Annotated in this window: 21 protein-coding genes; 13 read left to right on the plus strand and 8 right to left on the minus strand. The window is 39.0% G+C overall.

From position 1 onward, the window contains the following. Positions 1 to 390 precede the first annotated feature (390 nt). Positions 391 to 1749, minus strand: a complete 1359-nt coding sequence (mnmE, locus tag HDC90_RS14115) for a tRNA uridine-5-carboxymethylaminomethyl(34) synthesis GTPase MnmE (protein ID WP_184467408.1) — start codon at positions 1747 to 1749, stop codon at positions 391 to 393. A gap of 951 nt (positions 1750 to 2700) precedes the next feature. Here mnmE and HDC90_RS14120 point away from each other — a divergent pair. Continuing rightward, entirely contained in the window at positions 2701 to 3825 is a 1125-nt protein-coding gene (locus HDC90_RS14120) for an AI-2E family transporter (protein WP_184467410.1), read from the plus strand. Positions 3826 to 3919: 94 nt separating this feature from the next. On the opposite strand, the gene HDC90_RS14125 is transcribed toward HDC90_RS14120, so the two are convergent. From HDC90_RS14125 to HDC90_RS14135, 3 genes are all read right to left on the minus strand, one after another. Beyond that, positions 3920 to 4471: a carboxymuconolactone decarboxylase family protein gene (locus HDC90_RS14125; RefSeq protein WP_255497659.1), complete on the minus strand. Its 552-nt coding sequence runs from the start codon at positions 4469 to 4471 to the stop codon at positions 3920 to 3922. Positions 4472 to 4871: 400 nt separating this feature from the next. After that, positions 4872 to 5738, minus strand: coding sequence for an AraC family transcriptional regulator (locus HDC90_RS14130; protein ID WP_184467412.1), 867 nt, complete (start codon positions 5736 to 5738; stop codon positions 4872 to 4874). A gap of 280 nt (positions 5739 to 6018) precedes the next feature. Further along, on the minus strand, positions 6019 to 6210 hold the full coding sequence (locus tag HDC90_RS14135; RefSeq protein WP_184467414.1) for an RNA-binding protein: 192 nt from the start codon (positions 6208 to 6210) through the stop codon (positions 6019 to 6021). A 233-nt stretch (positions 6211 to 6443) separates the two neighbouring features. On the opposite strand from HDC90_RS14135, the gene HDC90_RS14140 reads away from it, so the two are divergent. Further along, a complete protein-coding gene (locus tag HDC90_RS14140) occupies positions 6444 to 9197 on the plus strand; it encodes a glycoside hydrolase family 2 TIM barrel-domain containing protein (RefSeq protein WP_184467416.1) in 2754 nt (917 codons plus the stop codon). Positions 9198 to 9255: 58 nt separating this feature from the next. Further along, entirely contained in the window at positions 9256 to 10260 is a 1005-nt protein-coding gene (locus HDC90_RS14145; RefSeq protein WP_184467417.1) for a 2-hydroxyacid dehydrogenase, read from the plus strand. A gap of 94 nt (positions 10261 to 10354) precedes the next feature. Here HDC90_RS14145 and map read toward each other — a convergent pair whose 3' ends face one another. The 3 genes from map to HDC90_RS14160 form a co-directional block, all read right to left on the minus strand. Continuing rightward, positions 10355 to 11155 (minus strand): type I methionyl aminopeptidase, encoded by an 801-nt coding sequence (gene map, locus HDC90_RS14150; RefSeq protein WP_184467419.1) that lies wholly within the window; start codon positions 11153 to 11155, stop codon positions 10355 to 10357. An 81-nt stretch (positions 11156 to 11236) separates the two neighbouring features. After that, a complete protein-coding gene (locus HDC90_RS14155; RefSeq protein ID WP_184467421.1) occupies positions 11237 to 11908 on the minus strand; it encodes a Crp/Fnr family transcriptional regulator in 672 nt (223 codons plus the stop codon). A gap of 130 nt (positions 11909 to 12038) precedes the next feature. Further along, positions 12039 to 13193: an AraC family transcriptional regulator gene (locus HDC90_RS14160; protein ID WP_184467423.1), complete on the minus strand. Its 1155-nt coding sequence runs from the start codon at positions 13191 to 13193 to the stop codon at positions 12039 to 12041. A 355-nt stretch (positions 13194 to 13548) separates the two neighbouring features. Between HDC90_RS14160 and HDC90_RS14165 the strand changes: the two genes are divergently transcribed. Further along, positions 13549 to 13728, plus strand: coding sequence for a histone H1 (locus tag HDC90_RS14165; RefSeq protein ID WP_184467425.1), 180 nt, complete (start codon positions 13549 to 13551; stop codon positions 13726 to 13728). Positions 13729 to 13913: 185 nt separating this feature from the next. On the opposite strand, the gene HDC90_RS14170 is transcribed toward HDC90_RS14165, so the two are convergent. Continuing rightward, on the minus strand, positions 13914 to 14639 hold the full coding sequence (locus HDC90_RS14170) for a LytTR family DNA-binding domain-containing protein (RefSeq protein ID WP_184467427.1): 726 nt from the start codon (positions 14637 to 14639) through the stop codon (positions 13914 to 13916). Positions 14640 to 14760: 121 nt separating this feature from the next. Between HDC90_RS14170 and HDC90_RS14175 the strand changes: the two genes are divergently transcribed. From HDC90_RS14175 to HDC90_RS14215, 9 genes are all read left to right on the plus strand, one after another. Then, the gene (locus tag HDC90_RS14175) at positions 14761 to 14982 is read left to right on the plus strand and encodes a cold-shock protein (protein WP_184467429.1); all 222 of its coding nucleotides are present in this window, start codon (positions 14761 to 14763) and stop codon (positions 14980 to 14982) included. A 303-nt stretch (positions 14983 to 15285) separates the two neighbouring features. Continuing rightward, positions 15286 to 15777, plus strand: coding sequence for a DUF1772 domain-containing protein (locus HDC90_RS14180; protein ID WP_184467431.1), 492 nt, complete (start codon positions 15286 to 15288; stop codon positions 15775 to 15777). Between the two features lie 208 nt (positions 15778 to 15985). Beyond that, entirely contained in the window at positions 15986 to 16570 is a 585-nt protein-coding gene (locus HDC90_RS14185; protein WP_184467432.1) for an RNA polymerase sigma factor, read from the plus strand. Positions 16571 to 16714: 144 nt separating this feature from the next. Beyond that, positions 16715 to 17833 carry a FecR family protein gene (locus tag HDC90_RS14190; protein ID WP_184467433.1) on the plus strand — a complete coding sequence of 373 codons (1119 nt, stop codon included), beginning with the start codon at positions 16715 to 16717 and terminating at the stop codon, positions 17831 to 17833. Between the two features lie 275 nt (positions 17834 to 18108). Next, positions 18109 to 21441 carry a SusC/RagA family TonB-linked outer membrane protein gene (locus HDC90_RS14195; protein WP_184467435.1) on the plus strand — a complete coding sequence of 1111 codons (3333 nt, stop codon included), beginning with the start codon at positions 18109 to 18111 and terminating at the stop codon, positions 21439 to 21441. A gap of 35 nt (positions 21442 to 21476) precedes the next feature. Beyond that, positions 21477 to 22967: a RagB/SusD family nutrient uptake outer membrane protein gene (locus tag HDC90_RS14200; RefSeq protein WP_184467437.1), complete on the plus strand. Its 1491-nt coding sequence runs from the start codon at positions 21477 to 21479 to the stop codon at positions 22965 to 22967. 30 nt (positions 22968 to 22997) lie between these two features. After that, positions 22998 to 23807, plus strand: a complete 810-nt coding sequence (locus HDC90_RS14205; protein WP_184467439.1) for a DUF4843 domain-containing protein — start codon at positions 22998 to 23000, stop codon at positions 23805 to 23807. 10 nt (positions 23808 to 23817) lie between these two features. Beyond that, complete coding sequence (locus HDC90_RS14210; protein WP_184467441.1) at positions 23818 to 25236, plus strand: PKD-like family lipoprotein; 1419 nt, start codon at positions 23818 to 23820, stop codon at positions 25234 to 25236. 170 nt (positions 25237 to 25406) lie between these two features. Next, positions 25407 to 26540 carry a TlpA disulfide reductase family protein gene (locus HDC90_RS14215; RefSeq protein ID WP_184467443.1) on the plus strand — a complete coding sequence of 378 codons (1134 nt, stop codon included), beginning with the start codon at positions 25407 to 25409 and terminating at the stop codon, positions 26538 to 26540.

Genomic DNA, 26540 nt, shown 5'->3' on the forward strand with positions numbered 1-26540 from the left:
TTCGGAGGGAAAGGAACTAGATACGCATCATCCGGTAATCAAATTGGTGGCCAGTTTGGCCCGAAACAGAGGGGTCACTTTCATTGAAATACACACTCATATCGTATTGATTTTTAATGAACTGTAAAGTTACTTTCACTAAAAATTATAAATAAATATGAGGGGTAAAACCTTTGTCAGCAACTATTTTATTTTATTTCAAAAGAAACTAAAAGACAACAAAAGATAAAACTGAAAGAAATCAGTTTCTTACAATTTTCATACTCAAAATTCATAGTCTGAAAATTCTCGGAAAATTTAGAGAATAAATATAGCTAAATGAAACTAAAAGAAGTTGAAAACCTAGTCCATCCTAATATATGATAATAAATATAAGTATCTGATAATAAGCTATTTACCGATACAAAACTTTGTAAATATATTCTCCAACAAATCATCAGTAGTTACTGTACCTGTAATTTCGCCAAGATAATGCAAGGCCTGTTTAATATCCATGGCTAAAAAATCAGAGGTAACCGGATTATCTACATTGGCCAGAACCCTTTGTAGCGCGTGTTCGGTTTGTTTTAAAGCTTCTACATGGCGTATATTGGTTACCAAAGTTTCGCTGGTGTTAATGTGGTGCAAATTAACCTGTTCTAGTAATGTGGTTTTTAATTCATCGATGCCCTGCTTTTCTTTAGCAGAAATAAAAACAACATCTAAGGCTTCAAAAGCTTTACGCTGTGCAGTTGTAAGGAGTTCGGCTTTATTGACCAAAATTAAATAGGGGATAGCCAACTGCGCTAAACCCCGAATCTGCTCTTCAATTTCTGCAATACTTTGGGCAGCATCGGCCATGTAAATGATCAGCTTGGCCTGTTTCATTTTTTCTAGGGTACGTTCTACTCCTAGAGCCTCAATAATATCGGCGGTATCGCGTATTCCGGCGGTATCGATAAAACGGAAAACAATGCCGCCAATGGTGAGTTCATCTTCAATGGTATCGCGAGTGGTTCCGGCAATATCCGAAACGATAGCACGTTCCTCATTCAGGAGGGCATTTAATAGCGTAGATTTACCCACATTAGGCTTACCTGCAATAACTATGGGAACACCATTTTTAATCACATTTCCCATTTCGAAAGAGGAGATTAAACGTTGTAAAACGTAATTGATTTTGTTGACCAGGTTTTTGAGCTGTTCGCGATTGGCAAATTCCACATCTTCTTCTGCAAAATCGAGTTCGAGCTCAATCATTGAGGCGAAATGGATCAGTTGTTCGCGTAAACCCTTTAATTCGTTGGCAAAACCACCGCGCATCTGTTGCATGGCCACATCGTGCGAAGCTTTCGAATTGGAGGCTATTAAATCGGCAACGGCTTCTGCCTGACTGAGATCGAAAGCACCGTTTAAAAAGGCGCGTAGCGTAAATTCGCCGGGTTTTGCAGCACGTGCACCTTTGCTAATTAACAGGTTAATAATCTGCTGGATAATGTAGTTAGAGCCATGACAGGAAATTTCTACCACATTTTCTTTGGTGTACGATTTAGGGGCAACGAATAAACCTGCCACCACTTCATCAACAATATGACCGCCATCTTTAACCAGGCCAAAATGTAAAGTATGCGAGGCCTGCTTTTCTAAATCTTTTCCTGCAAATACGGCATTGGTAAGAGAAATAGCCTCCGGACCAGATAAACGGATGACGCCAATGGCGCCAGAACCTGAAGGAGTAGATAAAGCAATAATGGTATCCTGATTGTTCATATGCGGTATTAAAGCTGCAAAAATAAGGCTAATCTATGGGTATATCGTGTAAGGGAAGTAATTTTTTTAAGCATTGGTTAATCGGTTAATTGTTGAAATTTGTTAATCGGCTAAAAACTAGCTTAAGATCTGGGAACAAATAAATCGCCTGACTTCGGACTAAAATATCCGTTGGTTCATGGTCAGGTGTAGATTCCGGGCTGTAGTTGCTAAACCATCAATTGTTCTCCTTCCGGTGGCCTTATTGGCTAGCTGCTACGTTTCTTCTATTGTACAATAAATTATTCTTCAATATAACTCATCGGCCTATCGTGCGGACACATCTTTTTGGGAATAGTTTTGGGCATCATGCTATGATTGCTTTGAAAAACTACAGCTTTGAGCGAAGAACGCCCGTCAATCCCGGGGGGGCGGAAAAATCAAAAAAACGATTGCAGAATAGTACAAATACCACTAACAAACCTTAAACGTAGTGGTTTTGTGTTCATAACGATGATTTAATTTTAAAAAATATTGAACACAAACCCCGTAGGGCTCAATCAGACCAAAGAAAAAATAAACAATAACTGATTAAACGAAGTGCCACTGTTTTTTTGATGCGCATGGGATTGTGCAAAAGGCCCATTGCTGGATTGACCAAGCGCTTTGGGTACTTTGGCGTTTCAAAATGCGAAGCATTCTTGAGCACAGCTAAAAACAACACGAACTGCGAAAAACTATCATGCCACCGCGGCATAGACCGGAAAAACAGCGATATCTATTACTAAATAAGCTTTCTAAGAAATTAGAATCAGCTAATGGCTAGAAATAAATCTATATTAAAAGAGATGTGTCCACACGATAGCTCATCGGTAGGAAACCGGGTTATCGATCCTGGACTACAGACTTCGGACTAAAAAACCAAACTTTTTCACAACGGCTGTGTTTAAACCTTAATCAGATAAACTTTTTATGACAAACAATTTACCCCTAACCGTTAAACGATCAATAGAATTATTGGGTCTCATGGCCGTTGTAGCCGTTATGGTAATCGGAAGAGATATTATCATGCCGATATTGATGGCTTTTTTTATCAGCATTATGTTGCTTCCGGTATATCGCTTTTTAAAAAGAAAAAAAATACCCGAATCGTTAGCCATCATTCTATCCATTTTATTGGTCGCGCTTTTTGTAGCGTTGATTGTTTGGTTTTTTTCGAACCAGATTGGTATTTTGGTTAAAGATTTTCCGCAGATAAAAGCGAATGTAACACAACATATCAATTCGTTAAGCGATTGGATTAGCCGGATTACCCATTACGATGATAAGCAGCAAAAAGCCTTTATACAAGCTAAAAGCGACGATCTGATGAACATGGGAACCTCACTGGCGGGTGGTGCTGCTGTAACCTTAAGCGGCATTTTTGTATTTATCGGTTTATTGCCTATTTATATTTATCTGATGCTTTTTTATAAAGATATTTTATTACGCTTTATATTTATGTGGTTTAAAACCGACGATCATCCAAAAGTGAAAGAAGCAATTTATGAAACGGAATCGATCATTAAAAGCTATTTAATCGGACTATTGATCCAGATCACTTATATGACCATTTTGTTGGGGGGGATATTGATGTTAGTGGGGATCAAACATGCCTTATTAATTGGCGTAATCTTCGCCATATTAAACCTGATTCCATATGTGGGTGCTTTAATTGGTAACGTAATCGGGGTACTGCTTACACTTACTTCATCGCAAGAATTATGGCCGGTAATCACTGTTTTAGGTGTAATTGCATTTGTTCAATTTTTAGATAACAATATCTTAATGCCGCGTATTGTGGGCTCTAAGGTAAAAATCAATGCCCTGTTTGCCATTTTAGGCGTATTTATAGGCGGCAGTATAGCAGGTGTATCAGGCATGTTTCTCGCACTGCCTATTGTGGCCGTACTCAAAATTATCTTCGATCGTACAGAATCTTTTAAACAATGGGGGGTGTTACTGGGAGATGAACGCCCGGCTAAAAGCCCCATGACTTTCCCCAACTTTAGGAAGAAAAAAGCAGTGGATACCAAATCGGGTATAGAGAAAGGGTAGGTTTAAGGTTGCGTGGACATTTCTTGTTATTTGAGATTTAGAAAGTTAAGCAGGAAGCAAATAAGGGAGGTGTATTTCGCCTCCCTGGTTGGGATTATGCCGTTTCTCTTTCTAGTGCAGGAGCCAAAGGCCAGTCTACCGGAACCTCAGTTAGCGCGTGCAGGTAGTTGGTGATGATTTTGTCACCGATCACCATTACGATGTCGATCAGATTGTCCTTCGTATAACCTGCTGCAAAGAAATTATTCAATACATCCTGATCTGCATGTCCGCGGCGCTCAGTAGTGCTTTTTACCAATTTGGCAAGTGCATCCAGTTTAGAGTCAAAGTTGATATTTGCGCGTCTTATCTCTAAAATTTGCTCATCGGTAAAACCGTTCATTTTAGCAAACTGTGTATGGGCGCTCAGACAGTATATACATTCGTTTACCTGACTGACAACCAGGTTGATGACCTCGCGTTCTTTAGAACGGATGGATGACTTTCTATTTTGCAGTGCCAGGTAATCACCAAGAGCGTTTTCACTATGGCCGAAGATTGCATACAGGTTTGGTACGAAACCTACCATAGCCTGGAGGTTATCGAATATCGCTTGGTTAGCTGAAGATACTTGTGCTTTTGTGGGGATTTCGAAATTTTTCATCATCTGTTTTTTAAATTTTGATTATTGTCTTTTGACATTACAAAAGTGCCACAGATTTATCCCCTAATGAATAGAGAGAATTCCCGTTCACATGTAATATCTTCCCTAAAGCTTTATAAACTTTCCGGCAAACAGTATGAATACGCTTTGAAGATTGGACATCGCGCGGCCAACAAAACTTGAGAGATAAAAAGGTTTCCACAGATTTAAGGATACTTTTTTCCGCCTGTGTTGATAGGAGATCGACAGTGTTAAATATAGTGTTGAGCAGAAATCCAACCGGACAAACGCTAACTGCCATTACTGATATCGTTGTTAATTTTGCACGGTCCAAATAAACATTACAATTTCGGCATAAGTTTAAGCCGTTAAATAATAGAGATAATTCCCCATGGCCTGTAAGCTATTTCCCCGACGAAAGTAAGGTTGGCTTCGCGTTACGGAAATCAGATGGGGCGTAGCCGGTTTGTTTCTTGAAAAAGTTGCTAAAATAGGATGCATCGTCATAACCTAGATCATAAGCGATTTCTTTCGCAGATTTGTCTGTATACATCAACAAACGTTTAGCTTCCAGTACAATCCTATCCTGGATTACAGCAAGTGGAGACTTATGGTTATAGAGCCCAAAGTAATTGGCCAGTGTTTTAGGAGATTTGTGAAGCTGGTTTGCATAAAACTGAACCGTGTGCGCTTTACGGTAATTGTTTTCGACCATAAGATTGAATTTTCGCAGCACGTCCAGTTTGTCATCTGTCAATGCCTGCTCTTTAAGATATTGGTGTTTGGCCAGCCGGGTAACGATGATGATCAGGCGTTTAACCAGCATCTGGAGCATGTCTCGCTGTATGGCATCTTTGTCTCCGAATTCTTCAACGAATACCTGTAGCAAAAGTTTCAACTTATTTTGTTGTTGATCGTCCAGAGCAATAAACATGGTCTCGGCAGAACCATAGAATAAGAAACCAACACAGCTAACTTCCTTATCATGATCCACAATGCAATAAAAGTTCCTGTTGTATTGCCATGCAATAATCTGCCCAGGCTTTTCAAAGCTGAAGGTCTGGTTAACCATCAATGGCAAGATGGTGTGGGCAGGAAACTTATAACAGATGCCATCTATCATAGCTGTTTGATCTGGCCCGTCATTCCAGGCGAGGGTTAAAAATTTGTCTTTCCGGCCCTGTTGGAAGAACTGTTGGTCAAAGTCTGTTTGGTGAAATGTCAGGTGCAATTCGCCAGCAGATATAGGGTCGGTGTAATGTAGCTTCATGTTGCTGCTATTAATTCGCGCAAATATAATGATTTCATCAAGGCCATATGAAGTCAAATAATAACCTAGGCTATTCTGGTGGTAAAGGAAGGGTAGGCTGGCGTTTCGCTAAAAATGGCTACAGGTTCTTATCGTTTTTTGATGTTAGCCTCAGGATTAGCCACCAAATTTACGTACCCTATAAATTAACGATAATATGAAATACCTGTCTAAGTGGTTAACCTGCCTGTCTACAATAACGTTATCGGACACATCTCTGGATATCTTAATTTTAGCTATTTTATTTTGTATGCGTTTTTAGTACTACATTTCTGCTGAGGGTTTTAAACCTAACTGCATTATCTTGTTCTACAGTAATGGTAATATGGCCTGTTTTACTCGTATTAATATCGCTTACCCGGCCATGCTTACCTATATGTGTTCCTTTAATCACCACACAGTAATCGCCATCTTTTAAATTTGTTGTTTCCATTTTAGTGTTTATGGATTTGGGCTTGTTTTGTTTTTTAATTAAAAGTATGAATTTTTTAATGTTTTTAAGGGGTTAACTTAAATTTATGAAGAATGGAGATGTAAAATGCTGGTTATGCAGCCTCATCTATTCACAAATTCTACTATCTTGTAAATGCGCTGTTTAATAAATCAAAAAACCTTTTTTTTGATAAAAAAAGATGCCTGTTTTCTAATGCCAATGCCAAATAGATCATGATTAAAAGATTAATGCCATTATTGTTACTGTTGGTTTCTTCTGCAAGCTTTTCGCAGGAAACGATCAAAACTTATCTTTCCGGAACGGATAAAGATCATACCAAACAATGGGATTTTTATTGCACTGCCGGTCGTAAAAGTGGTATATGGACCAAAATACCTGTGCCATCTAACTGGGAATTACAGGGCTTTGGAAGTTACAACTACGGGCACGATAAAGTTAAAGCCAACGAACAGGGGATTTATCGTTATGAATTTGCGACCGGTAAAATAACAGGAAAAAAAGTATTTCTGGTTTTTGAGGGGGCGATGACCGATACCAAGATAAGCATTAATGGAAAGCTGGCAGGTGATGTGCACCAGGGTGGATTTTATCGGTTTAAATATGATATTACGACACTTTTAAAACCTGAAGGAAAGAATTTACTGGAAGTAACAGTTGATAAAGTTTCTGAAAATGCCTCTATTAATAAAGCCGAAAGAACGAGCGATTTTTGGGTTTTTGGTGGCATCTTCCGTCCGGTTTACCTGGAAACTGTGCCAAACAGATTTATAGAAAGAGTTGCCGTTAATGCTAAGGCCGATGGTAGCTTTCAGCTTGATGTTTATGGTCAAAATTTAACTGCTGACGATATTATTGAAGCCCAGGTAAAAAAACTAACTGGCGAAAATGTAGGAAAAGCATTTGCCATAAAAGCGAACGCACTAAATGGCCCGCAAAGCCTGCAGGCTACTTTTTCAAACCCTTTATTATGGAGTAGCGAATTCCCCAATTTATATCAAGTGGTGGTGCGCATCAAAAATAAACAGCAGATTATTCATCAGGTGAAGCAAAAATTTGGTTTTCGAACACTTGAACTACGAAATGGCGACGGTTTTTATGTTAATGGGGCGAAAATGATTTTAAAAGGCGTTAATCGCCACAGCTTCTGGCCTGAAAGCGGACGTACATTAAGCCCTGAAGTACATTTAATGGATGTAAGGTTAATGAAAGAGATGAACATGAATGCCGTTCGTATGTCGCATTATCCGCCAGATGCAGCATTTTTGGATATCTGCGACTCATTAGGTTTGTACGTGATTAATGAGTTAACTGGCTGGCAGGCAAAATACGATAATACCGTTGGGCACAGGCTTGTAAAAGAGCTAGTGATCAGGGATGTAAACCATCCTTCTATTATTTTTTGGGCCAATGGTAACGAGGGAGGCTTTAATACTGACCTTGATAATGACTATGCTTTATACGACCCACAGAAACGTACGGTAATTCATCCTTGGGAGAAGTTTAATGGAACCGATACCAAACATTATCCCGATTATAACTATATGGTTAAGGCAGCTACTTCAGGGCAGGAAGTTTTTTTTCCGACCGAGTTTATGCATGGTCTTTACGATGGGGGGGCTGGTGCTGCTTTAGACGATTTCTGGAACCAGATGTTAATCCATCCTCATGGTGCCGGTGGTTTTATTTGGGCTTTGGTAGATGAAGACGTTATCCGGACAGATAAAAACGGCATTTATGATGGCGATGGAAACCATGCACCTGATGGAATTGTTGGCCCTCACCGCGAAAAGGAAGGCAGTTTTTATACCATAAAAGAGATATGGTCTCCTGTTTTTATCGATTTGCCAAAAATTGATAGTCATTTTAATGGTAAAATAGCTCTTGAGAACCGCTTCAGTTTTACCGATCTGGCTAAATGTGTTTTTAAATGGAAATTAGTGAGTTTCCCATCGGCCAATACCGATGGAACAAAGGCTATTGTAAATGCTAGTGGGGCATTAACCTACGGGCTCAAGCCTGGTGCAAAAGGTACACTCGACCTGGTTTTGCCAAAATCTTGGGCACAAAGCGATGCCTTATATTTAACGGTTTACGGAGCTGATAAGAAGGAAATATTTACCTGGAGCTGGCCAATAAAAGCTGCCGGTTTGATTGTGAAAAAGCAAGAAACAGCCCTGAACAATTCGGGAGTAAAAGCCGAAGAAACTAATCAGTCGCTGCTGGTTAAACAGAATGGTATAAGCTACTATTTTGAAAAGGCATCAGGCTACCTGGAGAAAGTTGTTAAAGGCAATACCATTATTTCTTTGTCAAAAGGCCCGGTGTTGGCTGGTGTAAATACTGAATTGAAAAATTTTAGTCATAAAGCAGAAGGAGCAAAATATATTGTTGAATCTGATTACCAGGGGGCTGGTTATTTGCATGCGCGGTGGATATTTGAAGCTGGAAAGCTGGTGAAACTCGAATACAAATTTAACCAGCAAGACGATGCTGATTTTATGGGGATTACCTTTAATTATCCGGAGGATAAAATTACCGGAATGAAATATCTGGGCCGCGGGCCGTACCGGGTTTGGAAAAACAGGTTAAAAGGGCAGCAGTTTGGGGTTTGGCATAAGGATTATAATAATTCGGTTACGGGCGAAACCTGGGGTTATCCTGAATTTAAAGGCTATCATGCTGAAGTGAACTGGGTTAGGGTAGAAAATAAAGAAGCTCCATTTACGGTTTATATAGCCGATGAAGATACTTATCTGCAAATGTACAGGCCTGCGCGTGAAACTGCTGCATTAAGCAACAACAACGTAGAACCTGCCTTCCCTGAAGGGAGTATCGGTTTCTTAAAAGGGATAAGTGCCATTGGCACCAAATTTCAGTCGGCTTTATTATTAGGGCCACAAAGCCAGAAAAACAAAACCGATGGAAAAACCTTTAAGGGGACGCTACTATTTGATTTTGGACAATAAGGGCATTATCTAAGTTAAAACAGCATGGCCAAATCCTATTTAATCCTTATTTAACGATATGAAGATTGTATTTTTTTCTGCGAAACCTTACGACCGTGAATTTTTCGAAAGCTGTAATAAACATTATGATTTTGAACTGGAATTTTGGGAAACCCATCTAGGGCCTCATATTGCCGGTGCGGTAAAAGCCGGTACCGATGTGGTGTGTGTATTTGTGAACGATAAACTAACTGCTGATGTTATTGCCATATTGGCACAGAGCGGAGTGAAAATTATTGCTTTGCGTTGCGCAGGTTTTAATAATGTGGATTTGAACGCGGCGAAACAATACGGTATCCGCGTTTGCCGTGTTCCCGCTTATTCGCCACAAGCCGTTGCAGAACATGCCGTAGCCATGTTGCTTACACTAAACCGTAAAACACATAAGGCCTATAACCGCGTACGTGAACAGAATTTTTCGCTTTCGGGTTTAATGGGTTTCAATCTTTTTGGGAAAACAGTAGGCGTAATAGGAACAGGAAAAATTGGTGCTGCTTTCAGCAGAATCATGCTCGGTTTTGGCTGTAATGTACTGGCTTTTGATCCTTTTGTAGATAAAGCGTTGCAGCATGCAGGGGTAAAGTATTTGCCTTTTCATGAAGTGATAAAAGAAGCTGATATTATTTCGCTGCATTGTCCGCTTACACCTGAAAACCATTATCTTATCGGATCAAATAGCTTATCGACGATGAAAAAAGGGGTAACTTTAATCAATACAAGTAGAGGTGGACTGATCAATACACATGAAGTTATTGAGGCATTGAAAAACGGACAGCTCGCAGCATTGGGAATTGATGTGTATGAGCAAGAAGAGCAACTCTTTTTTAAAGACCTTTCAGGGAGTATTATTGGTGACGATGATATTCAAAGATTGATCAGCTTTCCGAATGTCCTTCTTACCGGGCATCAGGCTTTTTTTACGCAAGAGGCCTTAACGGAAATTGCAACATCTACCTTAAAAACGGTTAAGGTGTTGTTGGAAGATAATGCTGAAGAGAACGTTTCGGATGCAATATTGGTGTAACAAAACTGGCTGCCCGACGCTGGAAAATAGAATGGATGCAGGGAGTTTAGAGTAGGCTTATTACCACAAAATCTCCCTGCAGCCTTGTATGTTATCAGTAATAAGAAGTATTGAGGTTGCTGTTTTGCTTTTCTGCGGCCTCTATAGGGGTATAATCAGAAAGAACAAGTGCTTCGCCTTTTTTGATGCAAACATCATGTTCAAAATGCACAGATGGACTTCCATCTGCAGTTCTGATCGTCCAACCGTCTTCATCAAGAAAAACATCTTTTTTGCCCATATTGATCATCGGTTCTATGGCCAGCACCAGATTTTCTCTTAATAGCAAACCATTGCCTTTTCTTCCATAATTTGGTACCTGTGGATCTTCGTGCATATCTCTCCCTAAACCATGGCCTACCAGATCTCTTACTACGCCGTAACCCTGCTTTTCGTTATGATTTTGGATAGCTGCACTAATATCACCAATGCGTTTGCCTACAACAGCTTCTTTAATACCAAGAAAAAGCGATTCTTTAGTTGTTTTTACCAGGTTTAATATCGCTGGCGATACTTCGCCTATAATAAAGGTATAAGCATGATCACCATGAAAACCGTTTTTTATGGTACCCACATCTACTGAGATAATATCGCCATCTTTCAATTCATCTTTAGTTGGAAAGCCATGTACAACTACATCATTTACCGAGGTGATGATATGAAAAGGAAAGCCATTATAGTTGTAAAAGGAAGGTACAGCGCCATTATCAAGTATAAATTCGTTGGCAATCTTATCAATCTCAAGAGTTGTAACGCCTGGCTTTAATATTTTAGCTACTTCTGCAAGGGTATTACTCACCAGTAGGGCGCTGGTCTGCATCAGTTCTACTTCTTCGTTGGTTTTATATAAAATCATTGCTGCAAATTTAGCAAAAGAAGCGAAAAGGAAAAAAGACGAAGAATTGAATGATAGAATAACTGAATGTTTGTAGCTAAATTAAGAGCACAACCGGTAATCGAGTGCTAAAACTTTATTTCTGATTCTACTCAGGGTTTCCAAGCGCATACCAAGGTAGCTGGCCAGGTATCGCTGCGGTATTCTGGTAATATCCAAGCCACTTTCCTGTAGTTTACGGTATCTGCTCATTGCTTTGGGTATCCTCGCTAGGATTGATCTTTCTGATGCTGCATAATAATGAAATGCCAACAGCTTTCTGCCAATTAAATTGGCCTCCGGATAGTTGGTATACATCACATCGATAAAGGTATATGGAATGCAAATGAGTTGGCTCTCTTCCAGGGCCTGAAGATACTCTATAGAACTACTAAGCTGCTGATCGGGATGACGTATGGCGCCTATTAATTCATTTCCGAAGCTAAACCAGGTACTGATATCTTTTTTGCCATCGCGCACAAAACCACGTACCAGACCGTTTACCAAAAAATACAGCGAGGCATTACTGTCTATTGGTGAAAGAATATATTTATTCTTTTTAACGTGGATGAGCTTACAAGATTTTTCATGTTCGGCTTTGAAGGCATCAGATAATGGATAGAATTGCGCAAAATAATCAAAAAGCGGGCGCAAAAATGATGTTGAATAAGGCATAATTAAGGCTTTTTTAGATTTTTGAGCATGTGTTAAAGCATACTCATTTGGAAACACCATAGCTATATGATGATCTGAAACCAAAAATACCTGGTATTTCAGTATTTGATGAAATACAGAGCGGTTGTGGCCTCTAACGATACGATCGTTAGACTAAAAAATGGCTATAAACAGGTTAACGACTTAATTATTATGCAAAATAGGTGGTAGGCATTACGCCTGTTTCTTTTTTAAATGCGTTATAAAATGTAGCCAGGCTTTTAAAACCAGCTTCGGAGGCGATAGCCTCGATGGTTATTTTATCTGATTTTAGGGGATATTGTTTTAAGAAATGATCAACGCGGTAACTGTTTATCCAATCGCGGAAATTTTTGCCGATATGTTTGTTAATTACGAAGGAGCAATGGTGTATAGGGATGTTAAGCTTTGCTGCCAGATCGATAATCTGAAAGTTGTGATGCAGATAAAGTTGTTCCCGTTCCATTATTTCTTTCATCGCAAAGGCATAGTCAGACAGTTGTGCATCTAAAAGATTAATTTTTTTGACTGCTGCCATTGTAGGTTTTGGATCTTTTTCTGATAAGGAAAGTAAGGGGGCACCAGTTTCCGGTTGGTTGTTTTCTAATTTCTTAGTTGCAGGTTTTTTAGTCCAGTCTACAGCTACCAGCAGATAGCCATAAAAAATATAAGGCTTGTGGAGTGCATACAATAAAATGATTAATAGTGCTAAACAGTTAAGCACAATAAAAGAAGCGTTCACATATGGGATGTGTAAACTTCTTAAAATAATGGGCACTAAACTAAACAACTGGAAAAAGGTAGCAATTCGAAGAAAAAAGATGATCCATTTTCTGCCTTCACCTTCGAGTATCTGTTGTGGCTTGTTTTTTAGACGGAGTACGACAACCCAGGTAAGGCATAAATATCCAAATACAAGCACTGGCCTAAATAAATAATGAAAATACGGAGGGAAAAGGCCACTTTTTGCCCTTAGCGAGAAGTAACCGTTTTCGGCTAATTGGCTTCCTATTAAATTCCAATCGAGCGTTGTAGAGAAATGCCAGGGGATAACGTGGATAATGGCTAACAAGGCAGGTACAAAATGAAGCCATTCTATTTTTTGTAAATTTTTACGATCTTGAAGAAAACCTGTTATGTAGAGGTAAAAGCAGGCTGGAGCAGCATAATAAAACGGCGTAAAAGTTTGATTAAAAAAGGCTAAAGCATAAGGCTGGCCCGATTTGAAGAGCAATGAAGTTAAAATTTGGCCAAATCGGGCAAAAAATATAACCGAGAGCAGCATATTAAGTAGTTTATTCCCTCTTTTTGCGAAAAAAAGATGCATAGAGAATAAAAGTAAAAATAAACAACTGGTGCTAACGAGAAGGTTTAAAGACTGCATATTTCCAACCAAGATAAAATATAATTGTTAAATTAAATTCCCCTGACTGTAAAATATTTTATTATAAAATGTGCCATTTGCAAAATGTTAAAAATGAGGCAGCTTATCAAAAAATAAGATTAGTATAGCCGCCGGCTGTTCTTATGTTTTATTAGCTTTTTACACTATCGGCAATAATGATTTGGCATAAACGTTTGTTTAATTTATAAAAAGCAATAGTTTTGCGGCCCGTTTATTGTAAGCGGAAAGGAATATTATTTAATTAATGGATGTTTAGCATCCCTATAAAAGAAAAATTATGGACAAATTTAAAAAAGTGCAAGATCTAATCTCTTCTGTTGAAGCAGACGTAACTAAATTTTATGATGGTGGTAATGCGGCGGCAGGTACACGTGTACGTAAAGCAATGCAAGACCTAAAAGTTTTAGCCCAAGAAATTAGAGATGAAGTAACTGATAAAAAAAATAGCGCTAAATAATTTGTTTTCGCTTTAAAAAGGCTGTATCATAAATATACCATTGTCATCCCGAAGGAGTCTGACGGAGCGCCTGTTGAAGCATCTGCCATAACACAGTTTAAGGCATTTAGACAGGCTCAATGTGACAAACCTTAGAACTTTGTTTTATGATACAGCTTTTCCTTTTTATGTGCTAGTTTTGGCCTTTACGCTTTACGTTTACTGGTAATAAGTTTATCGGTAAAGAAATCGCGGAAATCGTTGTAGTAAAGATCGCCCACTGTAAAGCTAATATGGTTAGATAATGTTACCCTTGTTCCCTCTACATGTAAAATATGATTGATGGAAATAATATAACCTCTATGCAACTGGATAAAGCCCTTTTTAATATTCAGTTGTTCTTTAACATCTTTCAAGCTTAAATAAGCAATAATTACTTTCTCTGTGGTGTGGATTTTAATGTAGTTGTGGAAACTTTCAAAAGCGATGATATCTGCATAACGCACTAAAACCGCTTTGTGGTTTTCTGATTTGTTTTTGACCAAGAAATAAGTTTCCTGTTCTATATTTTCTATCTCATCCTCAAAAACGCGGTTTACAGTTAAAGCAAATTTAGCATAACCGTAAGGTTTAAGTAAATATGCATCTGCTTCTGCCTCAAATGCTTCAAAGGCATATTCTTCATGTGAAGTGGTAAATATCAGTTTCCGGGTTTTGGAGCGGATGGCTTTAGAAAGTTCGATGCCCGAAATCTGTGGCATTTGAATGTCCATAAATATCACATCTACCTGATCAATCTTTTTCAGTTCGTTCAAGGCCACCATCGGATCGGTGTAGCTAGCCAGGAGCTTCATATTCGGGGTATCCGCTATGTATTTTTCAAGACCCGAAATCGAGTTTTGTTGGTCATCAATGGCTATACACTTAATCATTTGTTAATCTTCTTTGTATACATAACGAAATTACACCTTTTCATACCGAAAATAGAACGCTTTGTCCTGTTTCGCTTCAAATTTTCTATATATTGGCTAATTTAAGGTAAAAAAGAGCTTTATGGTGTATACAGGAGTGATTAAATGGTACAATCCGGTAAGAGGTTTCGGGTTTATTGCCCCGGATGGAGGAAAAGAAATGATTTATGCAGATAACCAGAAATTGATAGGGATTTACCGGCCCTCTTTACAGGTAGGAACCAAGGTTCGCTTTAATTTAGAACAGGGGCAGGTGGGATGCCAGGCAACTAATATTGTAGTGCTGGCTGTAGGGTTTGATTAACATTTGCACCTATCTGTAACGAAAACAGACCGATCTGTGTAAACCAGTGCTTAAAATTAAGGACAGAATACGATCTTGCGTATGCAAACAATAAACTGTAGAAACCTTAATCCAAACGGCGTTTGGTTTGGAAGCAATAAGTATTATTTTCCATTAACATCTACCTATTAACTTTTCATATCTGGATTATCTCTCTTTCCTATCTAAATTAGCGCTCTATTTTTAGATAGGATTCTTTCGGATAACGTTTTTGCTTAAATTCGCAATACCTTTAGGGTACGGATATTTTTAAAGCAATTGTTTATGAATTTCAAAACCTTGGTTCTTTTGTTGAGTACAGTTTCTACTGCACTAATTGGTGGCCTCTTTTATGCATACTCCTGTTCAGTTATCCCAGGCCTTGCACGTCTTTCTGATGCTTCTTTTTTACAGGCTATGCAATCAATCAACCGGGCTATTTTAAATCCGCTTTTTTTTATTTCTTTTATGGGCACGCTAGTGATATTACCCATAAGTGTTTGGTTTTTCAGAGATCAGCCTATGGTGTTTTACCTGCTTTTTGGGGCAACCTTATTATACTTGGGCGGAGTTTTTCTGGTTACGATAATTGGTAATGTACCGCTCAATAACCTATTGGATGGGGCAGATCTTGATAAACTTGGTACAACAGAACTAACTGCATTGCGCGAAAAATTTGAGCCGGGCTGGAATTTATTCCATCGGATCAGGACCATCGCATCATTTATCTGTATTATACTGGTCGCATATGCCGCAATATTAAGCCGCAATGCATAAAGGTATAAAACAAGAAATTTCGTTATTGCTTCGCGCCTCATATTTATGGGCTTTTTAATGATAAAAGATTTAAAAAGTACGCAGTTTTTTATTTTTATAGTATAAATAGGCCAATTTTATGCAGAAAATTGCAAATAGCAAAATATAAGTAAGATATGAGCCGATACGATGCAACCGATTGTATTTGTATTATCTTTGTATGATCTCTATGCGTGTTTACAGTTCATATTCTGATAGTGAATTGGCATTCTTGTTAACACAAGGTGATGAGCTGGCCTTTACCGAAATTTATAACCGCTTTTATGGATTACTTTTCATCCATGCCAGCAAACGCTTAAACAATGATGAAGAGGCGAAAGACGTATTACACCAACTGTTCGAGTCGCTTTGGGTTAAACGTTTACAGGTAGCACCCGATGGTAATTTATCAGCTTATTTATATACAGCCGTACGTAACCGTGTGCTGGATGTATTTGCACATCAAAAAGTGGAAAGTAAATATGTTAATTCCTTGCAGGATTATATAGATCAAGATCATGTATTAACTGATTATATGGTGCGTGAAAAGCAAATGGCACTATTAATTGAACAGGAAATTGATGCTTTGCCACCCAAAATGCGCGAAATATTTGTTTTAAGTCGCAAAGAGCATAAATCGCATAAAGAAATTGCGCTCGAATTGGGGCTTTCTGAGTTAACGGTTAAAACGCAGGTTAAAAAAGCGCTACGAATTCTTAAATCTAGGTTGGGGGTGGTTATTTATGTTGCTTTCCTTTTAAAAACCTATCGGTAGCTAGCTGTGGGTATATCTAATTGAAGTTTTTCTCTTTAAATTAAGCTGTATTGTGATTATTTTGAAAAAAAAATAATTTTCTGATACCCCCAAGGCTATACCTTAACCGTATATACATTAATCAACCTAACAAACTTCTTTTTAATGGAGAAAAATGCGAAAAAGCTTTTAGATAAATATCTTGCTGGTAATTGTACGCCAGAAGAGATTGCTATTGTTGAAGATTGGTATCTTCAGTTCCCTTTTCAAAAAGGAGCGCCTAACCATTCAATTATAGCATCCAGTAAACAAGAAGTTTGGAACCGATTAAGTCCTCGCAATAGATCTTTAAAATTGGTTACGGTTAAATGGCTTGCCATTGCGGCTAGTATTGTTGTATGTATGATTTTGGGGATTTATTTTACGTTACAGCGCAATGCGGCACCATTAATTGCCAAAACTGAATTAAAAGATATTCTTCCCGGCAAACGTAAGGCAGTACTTACCCTGGCCGATGGAACAGTTGTTGACCTGGATGATGCTAAAAATGGTCAAATTGCCAATCAGAATGGTATTGTAATCCGGAAAGCTAAAAACGGTCAGCTCGAATATATCATCGAAGAAATACCAAATGCAACCGTTATAGGCTCGAACACCATTAGCACGCCCCGAGGCGGGCAATATCAGGTAAGTTTGCCCGATGGAACAAAAGTTTGGCTTAATGCAGCCACAACATTAAAGTATCCTTATGTTTTTGCAAAAAATGAAAGGCTGGTGGAGTTAAATGGTGAGGCCTATTTCGAAGTTTCGAAAGACCATACCCGCCCTTTTAAGGTAAAAACAGATGCGCAAACGGTTGAGGTTTTAGGTACACATTTCAACATTAATGCCTATAGCGATGAGAACATTGTTAAAACCACTTTGTTAGAAGGCGCCGTAAAAGTGAGTGCCACATCGGGTTCGGTAAATCTGCACCCAGGTGAGCAATCGTTGCTGACGGCAAATAGTGCAAGGTTATCTATTAATAAGCAGGTAGATATAGATAAAGAAATGGCCTGGAAAAATAATATTTTCTCTTTCGATAACGACGATTTGCAGACCATTATGCGGCAGATTTCGCGTTGGTATGATGTAGATGTAGTTTATCAGGGTAAAATTACATCAGAAAAATATGTAGGAGAAATACCGAAGAACAGCAACCTTGCAGAGGTTTTTAAAATATTAGAACTGAACCACGTTCACATTGATGCTAAGGGTAAAGTACTAACAGTAACAGGAAATTAAACAAGAACGGCTTTTCTTAAAACAGCCACAAAAATCAACCAACCAATTTACAAACTAACTAAACTTTATGATGAAAAAACTACCAGAAATTTAGCTAAGTACCTTGAAAAAGACCGAAAGCGCGGCAACGCTTCCGGTAGAAATTTGGACAAGCAGCTTGCTTCGAAACCCAGCTGCTATTTTTTAACCTCATTCATTACAAAGGTATGAAATTAACTACCCTTTACAACCCCGTGTGCGACATGCGGAGGGTAAAGATTAAATTTTTATTGGTCATGAAATTGACTACAATCTTACTATTGGTCGGTGCCTTACATTTGTCGGCAGCCACTTTTTCCCAAACAGTAATGCTCTCTCGAAGAAAAACCTCGCTTAAACAAGTTTTTAAGGAGATTAAAAAGCAAACGGGCTATTTTTTCTTTTATAAGGGGCAATTGCTACAGGATAAACCTGACGTTATGGTCGAATTTAATAATGCATCGCTCGTAGATGCGCTGAATGCTTCTTTAAAAGATCAAAACCTGAGCTACAACATCGTTAATAAAACCATTGTGATTAGCCGCAAAGAGAACGTACCAGTTGTTGCAGCAAGCGTAGCGGTAAAAATTGAGGTAAAGGGTGTTGTTGCTGATAAAGCTACAGGTGAAACCCTTCCTGGTGTTAATGTTTCCATTAAAAATGGGGCAAGTGTAGGCATTACCAATGATAAAGGCGAATTTAAAGTCAATGTTGACGAAGGAAGCATTTTGGTTTTTAGTTATGTAGGCTACGACTTGTTTGAAACCAAGGTTACAGATACTAAAACGTTAAACGTTAGGCTCACCCCTAAGATGACCCAAATGAATGATGTGGTAGTAACCGGTTATCAAACCATTAAAAAAGATAACTATACCGGTAACGCAATTACGATATCTGGAGATCAGCTGAAAAGGGTAAATCCACAGAATCTGCTACAAAGTATCGGTACATTCGATCCTTCATTTAAACTGATTGATAATAATCTTGCAGGTTCAAACCCAAACAGAATTCCTTCTATCAATGTTAGGGGAGCTTCTGCATTACCCAGCGGCGATGGACAGGTATTGAGAAGGGACGAAATTCTTGGAACGGCGAATATGCCTGTTTTTATGCTTGATGGATATGAAGTGAGCGTGCAGAAAGTATTTGATTTGGATGTTAACCGGATTGCATCGGTTACTTCATTAAAAGATGCGGCGGCAACAGCCATCTACGGCTCGCGCGCGGCAAATGGCGTAATTGTGATTACCACTAAAACACCATTAGAAGGGAAATTGCGGGTAGAATATAATTACGAATTAAATCTTACCGCTGCAGATCTGACTGATTATCAGGTTTTAGATGCAGCTGAAAAGCTAGATTATGAAGTATTGGCGGGTTTGTACAGTTCTTCGAAACAACAGGTGCCTCAAGATCAGCTCGATGAAATTTATTACCACAAAAAAGCTAATGTTATTGGTGGGGTTAACAGTTATTGGTTATCGCAACCCCTGCGTAACACGATAGGGCATAAGCATGCTGTAAACCTCGATGGCGGTTCGCAGGCATTCCGCTACAATGTAAATCTTCGCTACCAAACCAGGCCGGGAGCAATGAAAGGTTCAGAAAGGGATCAATATTCTGGTGGAATGAGTTTTCAGTACAATGTGAAGAAACTTCAGTTTAGAAATGAACTATCCATTACGCAGGTAGGTGCTACCGAGTCTCCCTATGGTGATTTTTCTAATTATGTACGAATGAATCCTTATTATCCATTAGAAGATGCCAATGGGATGGCGATGAGGATTTCGGACGTATATGAAAAACAAGACCGATCGAAAGAATATGTATTTAATCCGCTGTTTGATGCCAATTTAAGCAGTTTTAATAAATCTAAGTACACCGAAATTATCGATAACCTTTCTGCCGATTTGGAAGTAGCAAAAGACCTGAGGTTGAGGGCGCAGATGAGTGTAACCACAAGATCAAATTCTGATGATATATTCACCTCTCCACTGGCCAATAAATATTACCTGTACACCACAGATAAAATAGATGAGAAAGGGGAATATACAAACAGGGAAATGAAAGAAACCTATTGGGATAGTAACATTAGGTTAACCTGGTTAAAGCAGATAGGCGGCAATTATTTTAACGCTTTGGTAGGTGTAAACGCCCGTACAGAGCTGCGCGACCAAAAAGAGTTTACGGCTATTGGCTTTGCTAACGATCGTTTTACCAGCATCGGTTTTGCCAAAGGCTATGCCGAAGATGGAAAACCGCAAAGCAGGCTAGAAAAGGCGCGCTTGTTCGGTTCGTTTTTTACAATGAACTACTCGTATAAAAACCGGTATCTGATGGATGGAACCGTGCGTATTGATGGTTCGTCAAAATTCGGTGTGAACAATAAACTAGCTCCTTTTTGGTCGTTCGGATTAGGTTGGAATGTACATCAGGAAGAATTTCTTAAAAATAATCCTGTGATCAGCCAGCTTAGAATAAAGGCTTCTACAGGCCTTACAGGTTCGGTAGAGTTTGATCCTTACTTATCAAAAACCATTTATAAGTATAATACTGGAAACTGGTATTCATCTGGTATTGGTGCCCACGTAAACAATTATGGAAATGAAAACCTTGGATGGCAAAAAACAAGAATGACAGATATAGGTGTAGACATCGGGCTTTTTAAAGATCGTGTAATGATTATGCCAAGAATATATAAAAAGTTTACCAAAGACATTTTGGCCGATATTACCTTACCGCCATCAACAGGATTTTTATCTTATAAAGAAAACCTTGGCGACATGGAAAACAAAGGTGCCGAGCTGGGGCTGAACATAGAGGCCGTAAGGAGCAAAGACTGGTCGGTAAATCTTAACGCCAGTATGGTTTCCAACAGAAATAAGGTGGTGAGAATTTCTAACGCATTAAAGAAATATAATGATAGGGCAGACGAACTACAATCTGTAAAGCCAAGTGACGGTGGATACCGGGGGATTCCATTGCTTAGATTTAGCGAAGGACAACCTTTTAATGCCATTTATGGTGTACGTTCTTTAGGCATAGATCCGGAAAACGGACGTGAGTTATACATCAAAAAAGATGGCACGCTTACATATGATTACGATAAGCGGGATTATGTTGTAATTGGCGATCCTAATCCGAAAGTGAGCGGCTACTTTGGTGGAACGGTTAATTATAAAAGGTTTAGCCTGTACGTGCAGTTTCAAACCTTTTTCGGTGGCGATAAATACAACCTCACCCTGGTAGAACGAGTTGAAAATGCCGATCCAAGATATAACGTTGATAAACGTGTGTTCGAAGAAAAATGGAAAAAACCTGGCGACCTATCTTTTTATAAAAACATTGCAGACAATGGCGAAACAGATGTTAGTTCAAGATTTATACAGCCAGATAATCTGATCAACCTTCAATCGGTTAACCTTTCTTACGATATGAACAAAAAAATAGCATCAAAATTATCGATGTCGAGCCTCATGTTTCAGGTAACAGCAAATGACGTGGTGCGTTGGTCATCAGTAAAAGAAGAAAGGGGAATTAATTATCCATTTACCAGGAGTTTAACCTTTTCTATTAGAGCAGCTTTCTAAGCTATATTAATTAACGGATTTAAAAATATAAAAACATGAAGATTAGATTGTTAATCTGCCTCATCTTAATAACAGGATTGTTTAGTTCCTGCAAGAAATGGCTGGAGGTTGAGCCGGAATCAGAAATTGCCGCTCCAATTTTATTCAGCACAGAAAATGGTTTTATGGAGGCCATAAACGGCGTGTATAACCGCAGTACAGAAGCAGATCTGTACGGTAAAGAACTTACATTTGGTACCACAGAAGTATTGGCGCAAAATTTCTCGATGCGCGATGATGGACAGGATTACAGGCAAACCTCGTTGTACAATTATAAACATGGTGAATTTATTAAACGGAAGGATAAAATATGGGCCGGTTTATATAATGCAATTGTTAACTGTAACCTGATTTTGGAAAACGTAGATGCAAAAAAGAACATTTTTAGCGGCAGTAATTATGCTATTGTTAAAGGAGAGGCACTTGCATTAAGAGCATACTTGCATTTCGACTTATTGCGTCTTTTTGCTCCTTCTTATCTAAGAAACCCTACAGCAAAAGGAATTCCCTATGCAAACAAATATACCAAAGAGATTACACCTGTTTCCAGCGTATCAGAAACAATAGATCTTATTATTAACGATCTGGAGCAAGCGAAACAACTATTAATGGTAGATCCGATCCGCAGTGCCGGTTATATTGTAAACTATCCTTTGGTTACCGATACGCTGAAAAATACGGAGGAGAAGAACCCGAGCCTTTTTTTACAGAACAGAAGGCACCGTTTAAATTATTATGCAGTGTGCGGCACGCTTGCCCGGGTATATCTTTATAAAAACGATAAAGCTAAAGCCTTGCAGAATGCAAAAGAGGTAATCGACTCCAAAAAAATTCCCTGGACAGCAAAAAGTGATTTTGAGGCTTTCGAAGATGCCAAGAAAGATCGTATTCTTTATAAGGAACTTGTTTTTGGATGGTATATACCAGGCGCTGCAAAAGAGATAAAAGACAATTGGTTTCAAAGTGGTACCAGGGGCTTTTATTTAATTGAGGATGCTGCGGATTATATTTACGAAAAAGCAACAGCCGGCGCGAGCGATTCCCGGTATAAATACTGGTTATCTGCTACTTCGAACCAATCATCAAGATCTTATGATATTGTTAAATACCGCCGAAACCCTTTAAGCGCTGAGGCAAATGCCAATTTACATTATTTAATGGCCCCGGCAATCAGGCTTAGTGAGCTATATTATATCGCTGCCGAGTGCTCATATGCAAGCAATCCCACGGCCGCAGTAAATTATCTTACACAAGTTCGCGAAGCGAGGCAAATAGGCGATCCTTTGTCCATCAATAGTGAAGAAGACCTGTTAAAAGAGCTGCTTAAAGATGCACGTAAGGAGTGGTTGGCAGAAGGCCAGCTATTTTATATGTATAAAAGGCTAAATAGAGGTATTGTAGGGCAAACTGGCGTAATCATCCCAGCTTCTGATAACATTTTCGTGCTGCCGCTCCCTAACGATGAGATTGTTTATGGAGGCAGATAAAACCATTTCAAATTTTATAAAGCACAAATTATGAAAATATACATATTAATATTCGCAATCATCTGCCTGGTTTCTTGCAAGAAAGCAGAAGAAATGCGTTTTGATCACCCTGCAAATGTTTATTTCGACATTTACAACGGAGATAAAGACAGTATAGTAAGAACCTTTGCCTACAATCCTACACTTGCTCAGGATACCGTATGGCTGCCAGTACGTTTATCGGGAATCAGAACCGATGCAGAGCGAAAATTTAGTGCACGTGTAGATGCTGATTCTTCTACAGCTACGCCCGGCCTGCATTATGAAGCTTTGAAACCCCAGTATTCCATTCTTCCGAACAGGGGAATAGGTTATATTCCGGTGGTTATTTATAATAAGGACCGGCAACTTGAAAACAGATCGGTTTCGATACTGATCAAATTAACCGGAACACCAGATCTGGGCATCGAAAACCCTTACCTGATTAGGGCAAAAGTAGTATTCTCATCTAAATTGGAAAAACCGAGTTGGTGGGATACCTGGCCACTACCGCCTTACTCGAGGACCAAACATGAGCTGTTTATTCTGGTAACTGCGCAGACTTCTCTTACCACCGACGGACTTGATGCCCCGAAAAATCTCTATTATATAGGTTTATTAACCACGATGTTAAACAATCCATTTAATTGGGTAGCCAAAAATGCTGCAAAAGGCTATGTTATTGAAGAAGTAACGGCTGGCAATACCGATAGCTATTATTTCTACAACAAAAGCAATCCTGCTAAAAAAACGCTGTTGAGAAAAAACATGCAGAATGGTAAATATTATTTTATAGATGAAAATGGCAACGAGGTTATTTAATTCGAAGAACATGAATATTAAAAAATTAATCTTATTAATAATGGGCGTTCTTTCTTTAGCCGCCTGTCATAAAGACTTAGGTAATTACGATATTGATATGCCAATTGAGCCTAAATTGGTCAATCTAGATTCTGTTTATACCGCAAGTGTTGGGGATAGTTTGATTATCAAACCAAAAATAGAAGGTGCAGATGCCGCCAATGTAGAACTTCAATGGAGAATTAGTGTAATTGAAGGGAATGATGTTTTGTATAACGGACCCGCTTTAAGGATCATTTTTGGTTTGCAGGCTAAAAGATATGCTGCACGTCTTACCGTTTATAACAAAGCAAATGGGATGAAATATTTCCATAAATTTTATATCGATGGCGGAACCGAATTTGCCAAAGGTACAACGGTATTAAGTGTTGAAAACGGAATCACACAGTTTTCGTTTGTAAAGCCTGATGGTAGTGTACAGGCCCGTTTATACCGGGCCATGCAGGGGAAAGATTTGCCCGCAAACCCAACAAATTTATTCCTGTTAAAGAATACATTTACGGGTGGTACCTTACTGGGTTACTGGATTATTACAAAAAATGGCGGAATCAGACTGGAACCCAATACCATGCAGGAAGATCCAAAATATCCGAATACCCTGAAGGATAACTTTTTTACACCTCCGGATGGTTTGGAAGTGGGCGCTCTTATTTCGCATCCACAAGGAGTGATGATGGGGGTGGTAAATGGCAAATTCTACGGTGGTACCACCAGTACCTGGGACCAGGCTGCTACCTACGGAATGTTTGGTTTACCGGCCGATGGCGACTATGAACTAGCCCCATCTTTTGTGATGAGTTTTACGCAATCTGCTACCTACTTTATCGGATTTGACCGAAACAGAAAACAATTTGTACGGATTAATCTGTATGGAGCTCCTGTTTATTTTGGTACCCAATATTCAGTTACCGCCAACGTTTTTGATCCACTGAATGTTGGGATGGATCTTGTTCATATAGAGCAACTTAACAATGCTGATTGTTTTGCTTATTGCAAGGGAACTGATGGCAAAATTTATGAACTGAAGTTTAACGTTCAGTTTAACGGGCCATTCACCTTTACACCTCAGCATAAACGCTTATTCGTGCGCCAGGAGTTAATTAATGAAAATACGAAATGGAGCGGAGCGAAAAACGGGGTGATCTATATTGCAAATGGCAGTAAAGTTTATCGCTATAACCCGGTAAATGAAGAGTTGAGAGAACTGGCCACCAGCTTTACCGGGAAAACAATTTCTATGTTAAAACTTAGCGAAGATGAAGAAAGCCTGATGGTAGGAACAGAAGAGACCGTTACTTTTTTAAATATAGCAACAGGAATGAACGGCGTATTCATCAAAAAGATTGAGGGTATACCAGGTGCTCCTGTAGATATCGCAATCAGAAAATAATCTTAGTCAATGATGCTGTCTCATAAATATAGAATTGTCATCCTGAGCTTGTCGAAGGGGCTGTTTTAAATGTCTTACAAGGTATTTCGACAGGCTCAATGTGACAAATTCGATTGAATCACAATTAATGAAACAGCCTCATGGAAATTATAACCATAAAAAACGTAAGAATGAAAATCATAAAATCAGTCCTATTGGCCCTTTTATTCCCGGCTTTAAGCTGGGCACAAACCCCAAATTTTAGTTTAACGGGTAAGATAGGATCGCTGGGTATCCCTGCAAAAGCCTATATCGATTACATGGACAATGGTGTAAGCCACGAAGATTCGGTAGCGCTTGTGAACGGAAGTTTCAAGTTTACAGGACATATTTCTGGCAATGCCTATGCCCGTATGGCACTCGATCATACTGGTGGCGGCAAGGGTAAGGCCGTTTATACCGGAGATGTGATTTACTTTTATTTTGGTAAGGAACAGGTAATGATTAGCTCGAAAGATTCTCTAGAAAATGCTGTTTTTTCAGGCTCAAAGGTATACCAGGAATATGATGCCTATAACAAAGCCATTGGCGGTACCATTATGGCACTCACTAAAGCGGTTAATATCGATTTTAACCGTGGCACACCCGAGCAGCAGAAAGATACAGCTTACAGGAAAGCGGTAGATCTGCGTTTCAGAAAAAATATACAGAACAGAACTGACAAACAGTTCCAATTTGCTAAAGAACACCCAACTTCTTATTTCGCTTTGGTAGCACTTTCAGAAGCAGCTGGAAGCAAGGTAGACGTAGCCAAAGTTCAGCCGATTTTTAATGCGTTAAATAAAGAATACCGCGAGACCGACATGGGCAAAGAACTGGCGCAGCGTATTGCAGCAAGTGGCATTACAGCTGTTGGAAATGTAGCCCCACTTTTTACCCAGAACAATGTGGTAGGCAAACCAGTTTCATTAGCCAGTTTAAAGGGAAAAGTGGTATTGGTTGAGTTTTGGGCAAGCTGGTGCGGTCCATGCAGAGCAGAGAACCCTAACCTGGTAAAACAATATCAAACCTATAAAGATAAAGGCTTTGAGATTATTTCGGTTTCTTTAGATAATGTAAAAGAACGTTGGTTAGAAGCAATAGAAAAAGACGGTTTAGACTGGATCCATGTATCTGACCTGAAGGGCTGGAACAACGAAGTAGGCCGTTTGTATGGTGTGCGTGCCGTACCAGCCAGTTTTCTGGTAGATGCACAAGGCAAAATTATCGGAAATGGCCTCCGTGGTGAACCGTTAAACAAAAAGCTTGCTGAAATTTTCAACTAA

It is taken from the genome of Pedobacter sp. AK013, from assembly GCF_014205835.1.
Lineage (GTDB): Bacteria > Bacteroidota > Bacteroidia > Sphingobacteriales > Sphingobacteriaceae > Pedobacter.

What these genes read in the sequence shown, in the direction of transcription:
- mnmE (WP_184467408.1), bottom strand. Translation starts at nt 1,749, where the DNA reads ATGAACAATCAGGATACCATTATTGCTTTATCTACTCCTTCAGGTTCT.
- HDC90_RS14120 (WP_184467410.1), top strand. Translation starts at nt 2,701, where the DNA reads ATGACAAACAATTTACCCCTAACCGTTAAACGATCAATAGAATTATTG.
- HDC90_RS14125 (WP_255497659.1), bottom strand. Translation starts at nt 4,471, where the DNA reads ATGATGAAAAATTTCGAAATCCCCACAAAAGCACAAGTATCTTCAGCT.
- HDC90_RS14130 (WP_184467412.1), bottom strand. Translation starts at nt 5,738, where the DNA reads ATGAAGCTACATTACACCGACCCTATATCTGCTGGCGAATTGCACCTG.
- HDC90_RS14135 (WP_184467414.1), bottom strand. Translation starts at nt 6,210, where the DNA reads ATGGAAACAACAAATTTAAAAGATGGCGATTACTGTGTGGTGATTAAA.
- HDC90_RS14140 (WP_184467416.1), top strand. Translation starts at nt 6,444, where the DNA reads ATGATTAAAAGATTAATGCCATTATTGTTACTGTTGGTTTCTTCTGCA.
- HDC90_RS14145 (WP_184467417.1), top strand. Translation starts at nt 9,256, where the DNA reads ATGAAGATTGTATTTTTTTCTGCGAAACCTTACGACCGTGAATTTTTC.
- map (WP_184467419.1), bottom strand. Translation starts at nt 11,155, where the DNA reads ATGATTTTATATAAAACCAACGAAGAAGTAGAACTGATGCAGACCAGC.
- HDC90_RS14155 (WP_184467421.1), bottom strand. Translation starts at nt 11,908, where the DNA reads ATGGTGTTTCCAAATGAGTATGCTTTAACACATGCTCAAAAATCTAAA.
- HDC90_RS14160 (WP_184467423.1), bottom strand. Translation starts at nt 13,193, where the DNA reads ATGCATCTTTTTTTCGCAAAAAGAGGGAATAAACTACTTAATATGCTG.
- HDC90_RS14165 (WP_184467425.1), top strand. Translation starts at nt 13,549, where the DNA reads ATGGACAAATTTAAAAAAGTGCAAGATCTAATCTCTTCTGTTGAAGCA.
- HDC90_RS14170 (WP_184467427.1), bottom strand. Translation starts at nt 14,639, where the DNA reads ATGATTAAGTGTATAGCCATTGATGACCAACAAAACTCGATTTCGGGT.
- HDC90_RS14175 (WP_184467429.1), top strand. Translation starts at nt 14,761, where the DNA reads ATGGTGTATACAGGAGTGATTAAATGGTACAATCCGGTAAGAGGTTTC.
- HDC90_RS14180 (WP_184467431.1), top strand. Translation starts at nt 15,286, where the DNA reads ATGAATTTCAAAACCTTGGTTCTTTTGTTGAGTACAGTTTCTACTGCA.
- HDC90_RS14185 (WP_184467432.1), top strand. Translation starts at nt 15,986, where the DNA reads ATGCGTGTTTACAGTTCATATTCTGATAGTGAATTGGCATTCTTGTTA.
- HDC90_RS14190 (WP_184467433.1), top strand. Translation starts at nt 16,715, where the DNA reads ATGGAGAAAAATGCGAAAAAGCTTTTAGATAAATATCTTGCTGGTAAT.
- HDC90_RS14195 (WP_184467435.1), top strand. Translation starts at nt 18,109, where the DNA reads ATGAAATTGACTACAATCTTACTATTGGTCGGTGCCTTACATTTGTCG.
- HDC90_RS14200 (WP_184467437.1), top strand. Translation starts at nt 21,477, where the DNA reads ATGAAGATTAGATTGTTAATCTGCCTCATCTTAATAACAGGATTGTTT.
- HDC90_RS14205 (WP_184467439.1), top strand. Translation starts at nt 22,998, where the DNA reads ATGAAAATATACATATTAATATTCGCAATCATCTGCCTGGTTTCTTGC.
- HDC90_RS14210 (WP_184467441.1), top strand. Translation starts at nt 23,818, where the DNA reads ATGAATATTAAAAAATTAATCTTATTAATAATGGGCGTTCTTTCTTTA.
- HDC90_RS14215 (WP_184467443.1), top strand. Translation starts at nt 25,407, where the DNA reads ATGAAAATCATAAAATCAGTCCTATTGGCCCTTTTATTCCCGGCTTTA.